Source organism: Erwinia sp. MYb375 (genome assembly GCF_037479175.1).
In the GTDB taxonomy this organism is placed as follows: Bacteria; Pseudomonadota; Gammaproteobacteria; order Enterobacterales; family Enterobacteriaceae; genus Erwinia; species Erwinia rhapontici.
Map to the genome: position 1 here is coordinate 706,089 of NZ_JBBGZS010000023.1, position 16,145 is coordinate 722,233.

A 16,145-nucleotide genomic window follows, 5' to 3' on the forward strand; every position below is an offset into this window, starting at 1 on the left:
GATCAGCGCGAAGTCATTATCCTGCCTACTGGCATTGCAATAAGTAAATGGTAAGTGGAAAACACATCATGTTTAAAATTATTCTGGTCATAATTATTGTATTAGTACTCTTTCCTTTTTGGATTTTGGCGTTCTTCCTTGTCAAGAACAGTGTTCTGCCAACTTGGGAAAGTGGGAATCTGTCTGATTGGATGAGCACTATATGTAATTTAGTTATGGCATTGTCCGCAGTCTATGCGGCTTTCAAAGCAAAAAAATGGTTCAAACAAAAAACACTTCTCAATACTTTGGATTCCGCCCATGTTTTTGCTCTAAAATTCGACAGTTTGTTATGGGAAATAAATGAAGAAATATTCAACGATGTACTAATACGAGCAGACCTCCATTTTAGATCTAAAAAACATAGAGATAGCCAAAAAACAGCAGAATTGTTAGCGACACTTAAATTAGAGGAGGAAAAATCAACATCAACGCAATTATCTTATTACGCTAAAATTAACAACACCAAGATAAGACTTGAACGATATAACATATTAACCAGTGAACATCTCAATCGTCTTTTTGATGAAATAATGAAAGCAAGAAAAGAATATTTAAATGAACATAATGATTACATTTCTGATTTAACCAAAGTTGTGTTGTCGGGAGATCAAAATCCTGACTCTATTTCGATGGACAAACTAAATATGAAAATGAATAAACTTGCTGCGTTATTCGAAAATGAACTCGTAAAAATAGATATTAATAGTGATTATACTTTCAAAATGTAGAAAGGTATAAGCTCATCCTTTAATCTAGCTCACAAGCGCGGAGCAGCATAATGCACAGCGCACAAAGGTTGACCTCTGAGGTTTCCCCACAAAACATGACCCGCATTCCCCGTAATTGACGAGCTTATTTTTACACCAGCCAGTGATGCTTACCTGAGCCGTGACGATGGCCCAGCTCAATACAACCTCAATCCCAAATCAATCCGCTGACATCGTCATGCCGTGGCGGTTTTAAAACTTACAGCGAGCAACCGTTCTTTGGGGATGGGGCCAGTTTTAGGTAAGCCGGACGTCACCCGGCCGGGGCGCCCCGTGCCGCGGCCCGCAGGGATGCGGATTTTGCCGATCCGGCGTGCTCAAACTGGCCTCAGACCGGAAGCCAAACTGTCAGCCACAAAAAATGACAGGAACGCCCTCATAGGTCGACCTTCTTCGATCCACCTTTTTCCCGACAGTCATGTCAACGGCACTGGCCGACCCTAAAAAACGTCGGTAGCAACAGATGATGAATTCCGCATAAGCTAATGATTTAAAATTGTTTAGTCTCCCGCCTCGTTTCTCCTATGCTTCGCCTCTTCCTTGTTTTTTCACGGCCGTTGATAGCGTCGGCCGTGTCCGTCTCCAACCTGACGACGCCACCGATGAACAACATATAGTATGGATATTCGTTCACTTCCTTTTGATCAAAATATCAATGGCTGGGCGGCGCAGTTGCCCCCTCTTGCGCGCCTGCCCGCGCTGAATCGTTCCATCCAGGCAGACTGGCTGGTGATCGGTGCCGGCTACGCCGGGCTGGCTTTCGCCCGACGTATTGCCGAGCTGCGCCCGCATCAGCAGGTGGTGGTGATTGATGCCGTTGATATTGCGGATAATGCGTCTGCACGCAACTCCGGCTTTATGATCGATTTACCGCACAATGTCGGCAGTTCAACGGAAGAGCTGGCGCACGCGCAGACCTATCGCCGCCTGCTGCAGTTTGGCGTCAGCCAGCTAAAAAAAACCGTCCAGACCCATAACATTGACTGTCACTGGAGCAATACGGGCAAATATCACTGCGCCGTTACTCCCCAGTTTGACGGGCTGATTGATGCCTACTGCGCCGAACTGAACCGGCTTGATGAACCCCATAAGGTGATGGAAAAAGCTGAGCTTGCTTCACTGCTGGGCACCGATTTTTATCGCCGCGCGGTTTACACGCCTAACTGCATTCTCGTCAACCCCGCCGCGCTGGTGCGGGGCCTGGCGACATCGTTGCCTGACAACGTCACGATCTACCCCAACACCCCGGCGCTGAACATCGATACCCACAGCGGTATTCGCGTGCAAACGCCGCACGGTGACATTCAGGCATCGCAGTTGATGCTGGGCATGAACGGGGCGATTCGCGGCTTGTTGCCGGGCAAAAGTAACGTCTTCGCCATGGCAACCTTCGCCACCCTGACAGAATCCCTCACTACCGCGCAGCGCCAGCGCCTGGGGGATATTCAGCCCTGGGGCCTGACGCCGATGAATGCGCTGGCGGGTGCCACCTTACGTTACACCCACGATCACCGTTTCCTGATCCGTGAACACGTCAATTTCACCCCAGGCCTGACCACCAGTGTGCGTGAAACCGGCCTGCATGCTCGCCGTCATCAAGCGTTGTTCAATCGACTCTATCCGCAACTCAGTGATGTTGCGATGAACTGGAGCTGGTCGGGAATGATTGGGATTACGGGGAATGGCGCCCCGGTCTGGGGCAAGGTCGCGCCCCATATTTATGCGTCGGCAGGGTGTAACGGTGCGGGGATCTCCAAACAGAGTGCCTTTGGGCACCTGCTGGCGGAATACGCCTTGCAGCAGGACCATCCGCTGCTCAGCGACATGGCCTCAGTGGGTCTTGCCAACTGGCTGCCGCCGCGCCCGGTTCTGGATATCGGCGTAAAAGGTTATCTGGCACGCGAGCGCTGGAAAGCGCGCAGTGAATGTTAATGCCAACATCATCATCAGCGGGTTTCGGCCCCTTCTTAAGGTTATCTTATGACGCACTCATTTAATCGACGGGATTTTATTAAAGCATCGCTGGCCGCCAGCGTCGTGGCCAGTGGCTTATAGCTGACGCTCACGGCCCGTGCGGCAGAGACTACGGTCAAAAAAGGCGGACACCTCAAACTGGGCATCGACGGGGCCGCCACCACGGATCAACTGGATCCGGCAAGCTGGATCAGTGCTTATATGATGGTGGTGGGCTGTGCCTGGGGCGATACGCTCATTCGCACCGATGCCAAAACGGGCAAAGCGCTGCCCGGACTGGCAGAATCCTGGGAGGCCAGCGATAAATCAACGCGCTGGCTGTTTACCCTGCGCAAGGGCGTGCTGTTCCATAACGGCCAGTCGTTAACGGCAGACGATGTGGTAAAGACGATTGAACGTCACCGCGATGCCAAATTCCGCTCTGGCGTTATTGCCTATCTCTCCGCGATTAAAAGCGTCACCGCACAGGGCGATAAAATTGAGATCGTCCTGAGCGAGAGTAACGTCGATTTCCCGCTGGTGCTGTCATTGTGGAATTTACAAATTCAGCCGGACGGCGGCTTTGACAATCCGAACGCCGGTATTGGCACCGGTCCTTACCGTCTGGTGAAGTTTGAGCCGGGCGTGTATGCGCAGCTGGAGAAAAACCCACACGACTGGGATGCCGAACGTGGTCATGTCGACAGTGCGGAAGTGATTGCCATTAATGATGCTTCGGCACGTGTTGCGGCCCTTTCCACCGGTAAGGTCCATTTTATCAGCAGCCTGAACCCGAAAATTGTTGCGCTGCTGCAACGCGGCCCCGTCACGCTGTATAACACGCCAGGGCGCGGACATTACACCCTGCCGATGATGGTTGACCAGGCGCCGTTCAGCAATAATGACCTGCGCCTGGCGCTGAAATATGCCATCGACCGCGAGCAAATTTTACAGCGTGTGCTGGGCGGCTACGGTTCACTCGGCAATGATTTTCCGGTCAATGCAGCCTATCCGCTGTTCCCGTCAGAGATCCCGCAGCGCACTTATGATCCTGATAAAGCGGCGTTTCATTTTAAAAAGTCCGGTTATAGCGGCCCGATTGTTCTCGATACCGCTGAAGGCGTCTTCCCGGGTGCTGTCGATGCCGCCACGCTGTTTCAGTTAAGCGCACAGAAAGCCGGGATTAAGCTGGATATTCGCCGCCAGCCCGACGACGGTTACTGGAACAATGTCTGGCGCAGCAAGCCGTTTTGCGTCTCTTCCTGGGGCACACGACTTACTCAGGATTTAATTTATTCGCTGGAGCTGGGCCCGACGTCAGCCAGTAATGAAACCCATTTTGCCAACCCGCAATTTGCCAGCCTGCTGAAACTGGCTCGTGGCGAAGAGGATGAAGCTAAACGTCGCGCGCTCTATCACGATATCGCGCTGATTGTCCGCGATGAGGGCGGCACCCTGCTGCCGGTGTTTAATAACTATCTGAACGCCAGTAGCAACCGTCTGCAAGGTTATGTGGAGGATGTTGGCAACGATCTCTCCAATGGCCATGTGATTTCACGCGTGTGGCTGACGAGTTAAGGGAAACGTATGCTGTTTGACCGCTTGCACGGCATCCGGATCCCGGGGTTCAGCCATCCACTGGCACAGGCGCTTGGCCAGCGGGTGCTCATTGCCCTGCTGCTACTGTGGAGTGTGTCCGTACTAATATTTCTGTCTATCAATGCCTTACCCGGCGACTTTGCGGCGGCCTCGGCCGGGCAAAATGCCTCCCCGGAAGCCATGGCGGCCATTCGTCAAAGCCTTGGGCTGGATCAGCCGCTGGTAATACGCTATTTCAGCTGGGTAACACAGCTGTTGCAGGGAGATCTGGGCATTTCCTGGGGCAGTCATCAGCCGGTCGGCACCTTACTCTGGCCCCGTCTAATCAACTCATTGTCACTGGCCGGCGGCGCGATGCTGCTGGCAGTGCCAGTAGCACTGGGTGGTGGACTTCTGGCAGTGAGATACCTGCATCGCTTACCCGATCGGGTGCTGCAGTGGCTGAGTTTAGTGACGTTGTCACTACCAGAGTTCTTTATTGGCTACCTGCTGATTGAAGCCGTGGTAGTACAGGCCGGGCTGACTACATTCCCTTCAACGCTTTACGATGATATGACCTTTTCTCAGCGATTTTCCGCCATGATCCTGCCGATGTGCACGCTGGCGCTGTCGGTGCTGGCTCATCTGTTAAGGTCGACGCGCAGCGCGCTGTTGCAGTTAACCGATACACCGTGGATGGAGACGGCTCGGCTCAAGGGGCTTGCTCCTCTGCGCATTCTGCTGAAGCACGCCGCCCCCAATGCCATTGCGCCGGTGGTGACGGTGATTGCTATCAATCTGGCCGCACTGATTGTCGGTGCCATGATTGTTGAGGTGATCTTCGTCTATCCCGGCATGGGCCAATATATGGTCGATGCGGTAACGGTACGCGATATCCCGGTGGTACAGGCCTGTGGCCTGGTCTTTGCCAGCCTTTATATTGTGATCAACTTACTGGTGGATGGCATTGTCCTTTTCACCAATCCCCGCCTGAGGTATCCACGATGAAGACGCCAGGCTCACTGCCGGGCACGGTGATAGCGATCTTTGTGCTCGCCCTGTTACTGACGGCGGCACTGATTGCCCCCTGGCTGGCACCGTATGACGGGTCGGCGATTACTGGCGATCTGTGGCAACCGATGAGCGCTCAGCACTGGCTGGGTACCGATAATCTTGGGCGCGATCTCTTTTCCCGTCTGCTGTACGGCACGCGCTTAACGCTGCTGTTTGCCTTCGCCATTGCTCTGCTGGCGATGATAGCAGGCACCTTAATCAGTTTTCTCGCGGTCAGTCTCGGTGGACGCAAGGAGCAGGTAATTTCGCGCATCAACGATCTGTTTATGTCTCTGCCGTCGCTGATCCTTTCACTGGTGGCGCTGGCCGTATTACCCCAGGAGAACCTCACGCTGATTGTGGTACTGGCGGCGATTGAAGCCACCCGCGTCTATCGTCTGGGGTATGCGCTGGCGAAACAGATTTCAGCGATGGAGTATATGGAAGCGACGTTACTGGCTGGCGAGTCTCACCGCTGGCGCATCTTTCATGAAATGTTACCCAATGCCTGGGTGCCACTGCTCACCGAGTTCGGCGTGCGTTTTGGCTACTGCGTGCTGTTTGTTTCCACGCTCTCCTTCCTTGGGCTGGGGGTTCAGCCGCCAACCGCCGACTGGGGCAGCATTGTGCGTGAAAATCGTGACGGCATACTGTTTGGCGTCAGCGCCGCATTCTATCCGGCCATCGCCATTGCCCTGTTGGTGATTTCCACCAATATGGTAGTTGATGCGCTGAGTCGTTACTGGCAACGCCAGGCAGGTGGACAATGATGCACACACCGTTGCTTAAACTTGAAGGTCTGCAGGTCACCCATCAGGGCCGTACCGTGATTGACAACATCTCGTTCAGCCTGGCGCGCGGCGAAGTGCTGGGGTTAATTGGCGAATCCGGTGCCGGTAAATCGACGCTCGGTCTGGCGATTATGGGGTACTACCGCGGGGAGTTAACCCCGGTTGCTGGCACCCTGACTTACGAGCAGCAGCGTCTGGATGCACGCGATACGGTGCGACTGGCGCGCCTGCGCGGCAAGCATATTGGCTATGTGGCACAGTCGGCCAGCGCGGCGTTTAATCCGGCGCTGACGCTGGGTGAACAAATTGTCGAGGCCGCCTGTTATCACGGATTACTGAACGCTGACCAGGCCCGTCAGCGCATGCTGCAACTGCTGATGCTGCTCGATTTACCGCAGCCCGCACAGTTTGCCAGACGCTATCCGCATCAGGTTTCCGGTGGTCAGCTACAGCGCGCCATGACGGTGATGGCACTCTGCCCCGATCCTGACATTGTGGTGTTCGATGAACCCACCACCGCGCTGGATGTGACCACTCAGCGGGACGTTCTCAAGGCGATCCGCCACGCGGTGCGCCAGACGCATACGGCAGCGTTGTATATTTCGCATGATATCGCCGTGGTCAATCAGATCGCCGACCATCTGCTGGTGTTACGTGACGGGAAAATGATTGAGGCCGGTACACCAACCCAACTGGTCTCTGCGGCGGTGCATCCCTACACCCGGGCGTTGTTAGCAGCGACACATCCCTCACCGCCCGCCCCCGTGAGTACAACGCCAGCATTGTTACAGGTCAGCGCGTTAACGGTGGGATACGGCGAAGGCGCACCGGTGATCAACGATCTCTCGCTCAGCTTACAGCGTGGGCGTACGCTGGCGCTGGTCGGCGAATCCGGGTCGGGAAAATCGACGCTGGCCCGCACGCTGGCGGGGTTGCAGCAGCCCTCGACGGGGATTCTCTCCTTTGCGGGATCGCCTCTTGATTTCAACTGTCGCCGACGCACTGTGCAACAATTGCAGAAAATTCAGTATCTTTATCAGCATCCCGATACCTCGCTGAATCCGCGCCAGCGGGTACGCGATCTGATCGGACGTCCGCTGGCACGAACGCAGGGTTTACGCGGTGCGGCACGCACTGCCCGTATCGATCAGCTCCTGCGCCAGGTTGAGCTTGATCCGGCATTCGCCAGTCGCTTTCCGGCGCAGCTTTCAGGGGGGCAGAAACAGCGCGTCGCCATTGCCCGTGCCCTTGCCTGTGAACCGGACATCTTAATCTGTGATGAACCGACTTTGCGCTGGATCCCCTGGTGGCACAAGAGATCCTCGCTCTGTTTCGTCGCTTGCAGCAGGACCAGGGCCTGACGCTGCTGTTTATCACCCATGATATGGCGATTGTTCGCGCCATCGCCCATCAGGTTGCCGTGATGTATCGCGGTAACATTGTGCGTCAGGGCGACCGGGAGCAGGTGCTGAATCCCCCTTTCGATAGTTATACCGGGCAGCTGTTGCGCGCTGAACCTTCGGCACATCCGGGTTGGCTGGATGAGACGGAAGATGACTGTTTTACGACGACATTAAAGGATGCTGTGCTATGAAAAATGAAGCGATCGTTCAGCGTGCCCGCACGCTGTTTAATGAGGCGCTGGTCTGGGATGGCCACTCCGGTTTTATGCCGGACCCGGCTGCTGATTTAAATAATCTTCAGCGATGGCGCAATGCAGGCGTCCACTATCTTTCGGTGGATGTCGGATTTGATGTTTTGCCCTGGACGCAGACGGTTGAAAATCTGGCGGTTTTCAGGCACTGGATCCTCGATCACAGCGATGATTATCTGCTGGTCGAGCGCCCTGAAGATATTCTCCGCGCCCGTCGCGAAGGTCGGCTGGGGATTACCTTTGATATCGAGGGCATGAACGCCCTGAATGGCCGCGTAGAGATGGTGGAATTTTATCATCGGCTGGGTGTTCGCCAGATGTTATTCGCCTATAACCGCAATAATCTGGCCGGAGGCGGCTGTCACGATGAGGATATCGGGCTGACTGCTTTTGGCCGCGAAGTGATTGATGAAATGAACCGGCTCGGGATGTTTGTCGACGTTTCGCATTGCAGTTATCGCACCAGCATGGAAGCAATGGAATATTCGCAGCAGCCAGTGATTTTCTCACATTCCAATCCTCGCCAGCTCACGCCACACGGTCGCAATATCACCGATGAACAGATCCTTGCCTGCGTCAAAACCGGCGGCCTGATTGGCGTTAACGGCATCGGCGGCTTTTTAGGCTGTGACCAGCCGGATGCTGCCCGTTTCGCCGACCATATCGACTATCTGTTGAATCTGGCCGGGCCTCGTCACGTCGGCATTGCACTAGACTACGCCTTTCCGGTAGGCAGCTTCAGTGTGGAAGAGATACTCGCTAATCATGCTGAATACTGGCCAGCGGAAGAGTACCAGGGTGGACATGGTTATGTCGCCCCGGAGGCATTGTTTGACGTCACTGCGGAGTTACTGGCACGCGGTCACAGCGAGAAAACCGTGAAAGCGGTACTGGGGGAGAACTTCCTGCGTCTGGCCCACGAGATCTGGAAATAAGATCACAAGGCCCACGGACAGGTCCTGATACGCTTATTGGGCCTGTCCGTTTTGACTTAATGTCTTCTGTCGATTTTTTGCACGATCTTATCACCGCACCACTGGATCCCGCAGACCAGTACAATCAGCACGACAATTACCGCCATCATCACGGAGGTTTCAAAGCGCTGATAGCCGTAGCGGATAGCCAGATCGCCCAGCCCGCCCGCACCGATGGCTCCCGCCATGGCCGAGGCACCGACTAGCGCCACCAGCGTCACCACAAAGCCGGACAGCAGACCGGGTAACGCTTCCGGGATCAACACATCCCAGACAATCCGCAGTTTGCTGGCACCCATCGCCCGCACCGCATCAATCAGCCCGCGATCAACATCTCGCAGTGACACTTCCGCCACACGCGCAAAGTACGGCGTCGCGGTGATCGAAAGCGGTACGATGGCAGCCCAGGTTCCCAGCGACGTGCCGACTAAAAAGCGGGTGAAGGGGATCAACGCCACCAGTAAGATGATAAACGGCAGAGAGCGGAAACTGTTGACGATCAGGCCAAGCGAGCGATTGATGCCCCGGTGCTGGGCAATACCGCCGGGGCTGGCCATCACCAGAATTAACCCCAACGGCAGACCCGCGATCAGCGAGAATAGCCCGGAAACGGCGGTCATCAGCACCGTTTCGCCAACAGCATTAATCAGTAGGTCAATCATTACTGGCGACATAGCCCATTATCTCCACCTGAGCCTGCTGCTGACGCAGCCAGGCAATAACCTGTTGTTGATCCGCACGATTCTGCGCGGGAACGGAGATAAAGAAACGTACCACCGCATAGTGCTGAATGTGGTCAACGCCACCCTGCAATAAACGAAACTTTCCAGGAAATTCCGCCGCAAAACGGGTGATCAACTCCCCTTCGGCTTTCTCTCCGGCAAAGTGCACGCTGAAGATGGCATCGCCATCCGGCTCACTATTCAGGCAGGCGCTGAGATTCTCCGGTAACTGCGGCAGTAATCCGCGTAATAACGTGCGGGTGAGTTCAGACTGCGGATGGGCAAACACCTGCCACACCGGGCCTTGTTCAATAATTTCGCCACCATCAATTACCGCTACCCGGTGCGCCACCGACTTGATCACTTCCATCTCGTGGGTAATGAGCAAAATGGTGATGCCCAGTTGCTGATTCAGCGATTTCAGCAATGCCAGAATGGATCGCGTTGTCTCCGGGTCCAGCGCGGAGGTGGCTTCATCACACAGCAGTAATGCCGGGTTGGCCGCCAGCGCGCGCGCAATCCCGACACGCTGCTTTTGCCCACCCGATAACGCGGCGGGATAGTGATCGGCTTTGTCTTCCAGACCCACCAGTTTCAACAACTCCGCCACCCGCCGTGTGCGTTGGGCTTTGTCCATTCCGGCGATTTTGAGAGGTAAAGCGACGTTTTGCGCAGCGGTTTTGGCCGACAAAAGATTGAAGTGCTGAAACACCATACCCACCCGGCTACGTACCGACTGGAGCTGTTTCTCATTTAAATTATTAATCGCCCGGCCTTCAATTTCAATCACGCCCGCATCGGGGCGTTCCAGGCCATTCAGGCAGCGGATCAGCGTGGACTTTCCTGCACCGCTGCGGCCAATAATGCCGAGAATTTCGCCTTTGTTCACCATCAGAGAGACGTCGCGCAGCGCATGGGTTTCCCCAAACTGGCGTGATACGCCTTGCAGGCGCACCACGCTCAGGTTGTCGCGGGCGTGCAGTCTGTCCTGCTCCGCCTCTGCCACATTGCGCATGACGGCGTTAAAAGGCACCTCAGTGCCTGCAAATAACGTCATGATATTGTCCTTACCAGGCGGTAATGCCCGTGCCTTTATAGACATGATCAAAGACTTTTTTAACGTCATCATTCTGATACGACGCCACCAGTGTTTTCACCCACGGCGCATTCACGTTCTCTTTTTTTACGGCAATAAAATTATTGTACGGGTTACCTTTAACGTTTTCCTGAGCAATACGATCTTCTTTTGTCAGGCCGCTTTTTAATGCCCAGTCAGTATTGACTACGGCAGCATCCAGATCAGGCACGGAACGGCCAATAATACCGGAATCGAGTTCTTTAATTTTAATATGGTGCGGGTTCTCAGTGATATCGGCAATGGTGGCAAAAATCCCGGCCCCCGGTTTTAATTTTATGACCCCTTCACGCTGTAAAAGATTCAGACCACGCGCTTCGTTCGCCGGATCATTTGGCACACCAATGACTGCCCCGTCTTTCAGTTCGCTCAATGATTTGACCTTTTTAGAATAAAGACCAATCGGCCAGACGGCGGTGTCACCCACGCGTACCACATCGTAATGATTGACCTTGATCTGGTTATCGAGGAAGGGCTGATGCTGGAAAGCATTGGCATCGACTTCGCCGTTTTGTAGCGCTTCATTGGGCTGGTTGTAGTCATTGAAGACCACGGTTTTCACCGTCAATCCTTTGCTGGCAGCCTGTTTGATCACTTCACGCCAGACGTCTTCATCTTCACCACTGATGATGCCGACTTTGACCGTGGTTTTGTCCGCGGCCTGCGCCAGGGAGAACGGTGCCAGCGCCGCGCCCGCTAACAGGAAAACGCCCGCAGTGGCAAACAGAGTACGGTGTAATTTATTTTTGGCATACGCCAGGCTTGTGTGCATAAGAGTGTCCTGAAATAAGTTATTTGCTGCCGTTTTTGGCAGATAGCGGCAGTATACTGAGTTATTTATTTTTGCATTATGCTTTATAAGCAAATGCTATTTATAAAATGTCGCAACGCTATTTAATAGTATTTAAATTTGTTTTTAATCGATGGGGTTTAATAATGGTTATGCAGCTAACTATATTTATTGAGTGTGAGTCGAGGGTTCGTCTACTCAGGTAAAAAAGGTCGACCGGAAAAGAAGGTCGACCTCTACGGGATTGTGCTCATTTCGGGATTTGTTGTAGTGGCCGACCTTTTTCCGGTCGGCCACTGTTTAGGTCGCCATTTGTTTAGGTCGGCCAGCGCCACAGCCCAGGATATTAAACGCCCATCACCACCACACATTGCCCTGCCCGCACCGATGACCCCGGTTCCACGCGGATGGACTCAATCACCCCACTGACTGGCGCCAGCAGCGGGATCTCCATTTTCATCGCTTCGATAATCACCAGCACATCACCTTGCGTGACACTGTCACCCACTGCGCACTTCACCTGCCACAGATTGCCAGCGATCGCGCTCTCTACTGCGAGTTTTCCCTCAGGCAGTACTGCGTCCTCGGTCACCTCCACCACCACTTCCTGGCTGTCAAAATGCGCCTGACCGCTGGCGATCCAGCGCTCGCGCTCGGCATTAAACGCCGACTGCTGATGCTGACGGAAATCGCTGATGCCCGTCGCCTGCTCCGCCAGGAACTGCTGATAGTCGGCCAGCGCCAGCTCGGTCTGCTCAATACGCAGCGGGTAGCGACCCAGCGGGAAATCACGGCGGATGCGCAGCAGCTCTTCCGATGACACCGGGTAAAACTTAATCTGATCAAAGAAGCGCAGCAGCCAGGGTTTGCCACCAAAGTCGGCGACCTCGCGGTAGCGATTCCACATTTGCAGCGTGCGCCCGACAAACTGATAGCCGCCCGGCCCTTCCATGCCGTACACGCACAGATACGCCCCGCCGATACCCACCGAGTTTTCCGCCGTCCAGGTGCGCGCCGGGTTGTATTTGGTGGTGACCAGACGATGGCGCGGGTCAAGCGGCGTTGCTACCGGTGCACCGAGGTAAACATCCCCCAGCCCCATCACCAGATAGTTTGCAGCAAACACCGTGTTGAACACGGCATCGATATCCGGCAGATCGTTGATGCGGCGAATAAACTCCAGATTGCTTGGGCACCAGGGGGCGTCGCGGCGCACCGTGGTCATGTATTTATCAATCGCCAGCTGACAGGCAGGATCATCCCACGAGAGCGGTAAATACACCACCCGCGACGGTACACGCAGATCGTCGCGGCTGCTCACCGTCTGCCAGCGATCCCGAATCATCGTCAGCAGTTCGTCCTGCGGCAATCTGTCGGGTTGATAGTGGATTTGCAGTGAGCGGATACCCGGCGTCAGGTCGATTATCGCCGGATGCTTGATCGCCTCAAGCGCCTGCATCAGCGCATGACCGCGAAAACGCAGTACCAGGTTCAGCTCCGGCGCCCCCATTTCCAGCAGCAGATGGGTATCCCCGGACAGCCGTGCCACCAGGCGGCGATCGCCCTCGCCGATATCCAGCACCACCGGGGAGATCAACGCCGAAGCCTGCCAGACCGGTTCAGCCGGGGCGAGCTGTTGCAGCTCGGTATGGCGTGCGGCGTTCAGCTGGCGCGCCGTGGTGATATTCACCGGAACAAAGCGCAGGCGGTCGCCCGCTTTAAGCTGGCCCACCTGCCACAAGTCAGCCTCGATGATGGTGACCGGGCAGACAAAACCGCCCAGGCTTGGGCCATCCGGGCCGAGGATAACCGGCATATCTCCGGTAAAGTCGACCGCGCCCACCGCATACGGGTTGTCGTGGATATTGGACGGATGCAGCCCGGCCTCGCCGCCGCTGTCACGCACCCACTCCGGTTTCGGGCCAATCAGGCGTACCCCGGTGCGGCTGGAGTTGAAGTGCACTTCCCAGTCAGTGGCAAAGAAGGTGTCGATATAGCCAGGCGTGAAATATTCCGGTGCCGCATGCGGGCCGTAGATCACCCTGAGCGTGCGGGTGGCGGGCAGTGCCGGGGTCAGTGCCGCAGGGAGTACCTCGCCAGCGGTCGTATCCGTCAGTTCTGTGAGGTGAAGTACATCCCCGGTACGCAGCGCCCGGCCCGCGTGGCCACCAAACTGGCCGAGGGTGAAGGTACTTTTACTGCCCAGATAATCGGGCACGGCAATGCCGCCGCGCAGGCAGAGATAGCTGCGTACCCCGGCGCCCTCGATGGCCCCGAGGGTTAACGTCGCGCCTGCCGGGATCAGGAAACTCTGGTTCATCGGCAACACTTCCCCGTCCAGCGTGATGGGGATGGTTGCACCGCACACCACTGCCACACTGGCGGTGTTAAAGCGCAACGTTGGCCCGATCAGGGTGATCTCCAGCGCGGCGGCATCGGTCGCGTTGTTCAGCAGGCGATTGCCGAAGCGCAGCGCGCGGTCATCCATCGGCCCGGACGGCGGCACCCCCACCGCCCAGTAACCCAGGCGACCGGGGAAATCCTGCACCGTGGTCTGGGTTCCGGCGCTCAGGACTTCAACGGTAGTGGCCTGATAGTGCAAGGCATCCAGGAAGCGCGTCCAGGGTTCACCACTGGCAAACGGCGCGGCGTGCAGGATCTGTTGCAGGTACTGGCGATTGACCTCGACACCATAAAGGCGTGTCTCGTTCAGCGCCGTGTCCAGCGCGACAATCGCCTGTTCGCGGGTGGCACAGCAGGTGATGATTTTTGCCAGCAGCGGATCGAAGAACGGCGGAACGTCGCAGCCGGACTCGACCCAGGTATCGATACGTAATTGCTGACCATCGGCAGGCGGGAAACTGACCTCGGTCAGCAGCCCCGGTGACGGCTGGAACTGGCGGCCCGGATCCTCCGCGTAGACACGCGCCTGAATGGCATGACCTGTAGGTGACAACGTCACGTAAAGGTCATTCAGCGGCGGCAACGTGCCCGCGGCCAGGGCGATCATCCAGCGCACCAGATCCACGCCCCATACCTGTTCAGTCACGCCGTGCTCTACCTGAAGCCGGGTATTCACCTCCAGGAACCAGAACTGCTGTACCGCACTGTCATAAACAAACTCCACCGTACCGGCACTGCGGTAGTTCACCGCTTTTGCCAGCGTGATGGCCGCGCTGCACAGCGCCTCCGCCATCCCGGCCGGCAGATTCGGTGCCGGGGTTTCTTCAATCACTTTCTGATTGCGGCGCTGCACGGAGCAGTCGCGCACGCCGAGCGCGATCACCTCACCCTGACCGTCACCGAAAATTTGCACTTCAAGATGCCGCGCGCGTTCGATGTATTTCTCGATAAACACACCCGCATCGCTGAAGTTGTTCTGACCAAGACGCTTCACTGCATCAAACGCCTGGCTCAGCCCCTCGGCATCGTGACAGACGCGCATACCGATGCCGCCCCCGCCGGCGGTGCTTTTCAGCATCACCGGGTATCCCACCTGGCGGGCCGCCGTCAGCGCCGCGTCAATATCCTCCAGCAGGTCGGTGCCTTCCAGCAGCGGGATCTGCTGCTCTCGCGCCAGCGCACGCGCCGTATGTTTTAAGCCAAACAGCCGCAGTTGTTCTGCCGTGGGGCCAACAAAGGCGATGCCCGCTGCGTCACAGGCGTCGGCAAAGGCGGCATTTTCCGAGAGAAAACCGTAGCCGGGATGGATCGCCTGCGCACCACTCTCCAGGGCTGCGGCAATGATTTTTTCCACCACCAGATAGGTTTGCGCCGCCGGACCGTCGCCGAGGCTGATGGCCTCATCGGCCTCGCGGATATGCAGGCTGGTGGCATCCGCTTCGGAGAAGACCGCCACGCCAGTGACATCCATCGCCCGCAGCGTACGCAAAATACGGCACGCAATCGCGCCACGGTTAGCAATCAGCAGTTTTGTAAACATAGAGGCAGACTCACATCAGGGCGGGCCGTCCCGCCAGAATCCTGGCCGCCTGAGGTCGTCCCCAGGGGAAAATACGTTATCTCAACAGCGTGTCAGCGGTCAGTTCCACACCAGCACTTCGGCGGCTGTGGGGTTCCAGCCGTTGCAGGGATTATTCAACTGCGGGCAGTTGGAGATCAGCACAATCACGTCGCATTCCGCGCGCAGTTCCACGTATTTCCCGGCGGCAGAGATCCCATCTTCAAACGTCAGACCGCCCTCAGGCGTCACCGGTACATTCATAAAGAAGTTAATGTTGGCAGTGATATCGCGCTTGTTCAGCCGCCCGTCGTGCAGGCAGGCGCAGAGGAAGTTATCGCGACAGCTGTGCATATAGCGCGTATCGGCGTGATAGCGCACGGTGTTACTTTCCTGCGCACAGGCTCCGCCAAGCGTATCGTGGCGGCCACAGGTATCGGCAACAAGGGTCAGCAGCGGGTTGCCGAGGTTGGAATAAAGCACGCTGCCGCAGGTCAGATAGGCATTGTTCTGACGGCGTAACGTGCGCTGAGCGTCATAGCGCTCACGCGGGCTGGCGGCGCGGTAAAACAGCGTATCCACCGCCTGGTTACCTTCCAGATCGTGCAGGCGCACCGTCTGGCCTTTTTTTACCTCAAACAGGAACGGCTCTCCCGCCGGGATCGTGTGGCGATAGACCGCATCGGCAGGGTTTTTATCACTGGTGGTTAACGTCATCGGGTGGC

The 16,145-nt window shown here is 56.1% G+C and carries 14 protein-coding genes; 9 read left to right on the forward strand and 5 right to left on the reverse strand.

The features are described from left to right. Positions 1-68 precede the first annotated feature (68 nt). The 9 genes from WH279_RS16235 (at position 69) to WH279_RS16270 (ending at position 8,773) form a co-directional block, all read left to right on the forward strand. The gene (locus tag WH279_RS16235) at positions 69-770 is read left to right on the forward strand and encodes a hypothetical protein (RefSeq protein ID WP_339457715.1); all 702 of its coding nucleotides are present in this window, start codon (positions 69-71) and stop codon (positions 768-770) included. A 657-nt stretch (positions 771-1,427) separates the two neighbouring features. Then, positions 1,428-2,741, forward strand: coding sequence for an NAD(P)/FAD-dependent oxidoreductase (locus tag WH279_RS16240; RefSeq protein WP_339457716.1), 1,314 nt, complete (start codon positions 1,428-1,430; stop codon positions 2,739-2,741). A gap of 48 nt (positions 2,742-2,789) precedes the next feature. Beyond that, positions 2,790-2,864 (forward strand): twin-arginine translocation signal domain-containing protein, encoded by a 75-nt coding sequence (locus tag WH279_RS22780; protein ID WP_445235257.1) that lies wholly within the window; start codon positions 2,790-2,792, stop codon positions 2,862-2,864. Between the two features lie 120 nt (positions 2,865-2,984). Further along, on the forward strand, positions 2,985-4,340 hold the full coding sequence (locus WH279_RS16245; protein WP_339457717.1) for an ABC transporter substrate-binding protein: 1,356 nt from the start codon (positions 2,985-2,987) through the stop codon (positions 4,338-4,340). A gap of 9 nt (positions 4,341-4,349) precedes the next feature. Beyond that, positions 4,350-5,348 carry an ABC transporter permease gene (locus WH279_RS16250; RefSeq protein WP_200641985.1) on the forward strand — a complete coding sequence of 333 codons (999 nt, stop codon included), beginning with the start codon at positions 4,350-4,352 and terminating at the stop codon, positions 5,346-5,348. Then, complete coding sequence (locus tag WH279_RS16255; RefSeq protein WP_339457718.1) at positions 5,345-6,163, forward strand: ABC transporter permease; 819 nt, start codon at positions 5,345-5,347, stop codon at positions 6,161-6,163. Before WH279_RS16250 ends, WH279_RS16255 begins: the two co-directional genes overlap by 4 nt. Next, a complete protein-coding gene (locus tag WH279_RS16260) occupies positions 6,160-7,545 on the forward strand; it encodes an ABC transporter ATP-binding protein (RefSeq protein ID WP_339457719.1) in 1,386 nt (461 codons plus the stop codon). Before WH279_RS16255 ends, WH279_RS16260 begins: the two co-directional genes overlap by 4 nt. After that, entirely contained in the window at positions 7,491-7,778 is a 288-nt protein-coding gene (locus WH279_RS16265; RefSeq protein WP_339457720.1) for a hypothetical protein, read from the forward strand. Before WH279_RS16260 ends, WH279_RS16265 begins: the two co-directional genes overlap by 55 nt. Further along, complete coding sequence (locus WH279_RS16270) at positions 7,775-8,773, forward strand: dipeptidase (protein ID WP_200641982.1); 999 nt, start codon at positions 7,775-7,777, stop codon at positions 8,771-8,773. Before WH279_RS16265 ends, WH279_RS16270 begins: the two co-directional genes overlap by 4 nt. Positions 8,774-8,829: 56 nt before the next feature. Here WH279_RS16270 and WH279_RS16275 read toward each other — a convergent pair whose 3' ends face one another. The 5 genes from WH279_RS16275 to WH279_RS16295 form a co-directional block, all read right to left on the reverse strand. After that, complete coding sequence (locus WH279_RS16275) at positions 8,830-9,486, reverse strand: methionine ABC transporter permease (RefSeq protein WP_339457721.1); 657 nt, start codon at positions 9,484-9,486, stop codon at positions 8,830-8,832. Continuing rightward, positions 9,467-10,591, reverse strand: coding sequence for a methionine ABC transporter ATP-binding protein (locus WH279_RS16280; RefSeq protein WP_445235235.1), 1,125 nt, complete (start codon positions 10,589-10,591; stop codon positions 9,467-9,469). The genes WH279_RS16275 and WH279_RS16280 overlap by 20 nt, the downstream gene beginning before the upstream one ends. 10 nt (positions 10,592-10,601) lie before the next feature. After that, on the reverse strand, positions 10,602-11,441 hold the full coding sequence (locus WH279_RS16285; RefSeq protein ID WP_339457722.1) for a MetQ/NlpA family ABC transporter substrate-binding protein: 840 nt from the start codon (positions 11,439-11,441) through the stop codon (positions 10,602-10,604). 364 nt (positions 11,442-11,805) lie between these two features. Further along, positions 11,806-15,402, reverse strand: coding sequence for an urea carboxylase (uca, locus tag WH279_RS16290; RefSeq protein ID WP_339457723.1), 3,597 nt, complete (start codon positions 15,400-15,402; stop codon positions 11,806-11,808). A 99-nt stretch (positions 15,403-15,501) separates the two neighbouring features. Then, positions 15,502-16,137 (reverse strand): urea amidolyase associated protein UAAP2, encoded by a 636-nt coding sequence (locus WH279_RS16295; protein ID WP_133842059.1) that lies wholly within the window; start codon positions 16,135-16,137, stop codon positions 15,502-15,504. Positions 16,138-16,145 lie beyond the last annotated feature (8 nt).

Coding starts and splice junctions, on each gene's coding strand:
- WH279_RS16260 (WP_339457719.1), top strand. CDS start 6,160: ATGATGCACACACCGTTGCTTAAACTTGAAGGTCTGCAGGTCACCCAT.
- WH279_RS16245 (WP_339457717.1), top strand. CDS start 2,985: ATGATGGTGGTGGGCTGTGCCTGGGGCGATACGCTCATTCGCACCGAT.
- WH279_RS16280 (WP_445235235.1), bottom strand. CDS start 10,591: ATGACGTTATTTGCAGGCACTGAGGTGCCTTTTAACGCCGTCATGCGC.
- WH279_RS16295 (WP_133842059.1), bottom strand. CDS start 16,137: ATGACGTTAACCACCAGTGATAAAAACCCTGCCGATGCGGTCTATCGC.
- WH279_RS16285 (WP_339457722.1), bottom strand. CDS start 11,441: ATGCACACAAGCCTGGCGTATGCCAAAAATAAATTACACCGTACTCTG.
- WH279_RS16240 (WP_339457716.1), top strand. CDS start 1,428: ATGGATATTCGTTCACTTCCTTTTGATCAAAATATCAATGGCTGGGCG.
- WH279_RS16250 (WP_200641985.1), top strand. CDS start 4,350: ATGCTGTTTGACCGCTTGCACGGCATCCGGATCCCGGGGTTCAGCCAT.
- WH279_RS16235 (WP_339457715.1), top strand. CDS start 69: ATGTTTAAAATTATTCTGGTCATAATTATTGTATTAGTACTCTTTCCT.
- WH279_RS16255 (WP_339457718.1), top strand. CDS start 5,345: ATGAAGACGCCAGGCTCACTGCCGGGCACGGTGATAGCGATCTTTGTG.
- WH279_RS16275 (WP_339457721.1), bottom strand. CDS start 9,486: ATGTCGCCAGTAATGATTGACCTACTGATTAATGCTGTTGGCGAAACG.
- uca (WP_339457723.1), bottom strand. CDS start 15,402: ATGTTTACAAAACTGCTGATTGCTAACCGTGGCGCGATTGCGTGCCGT.
- WH279_RS16270 (WP_200641982.1), top strand. CDS start 7,775: ATGAAAAATGAAGCGATCGTTCAGCGTGCCCGCACGCTGTTTAATGAG.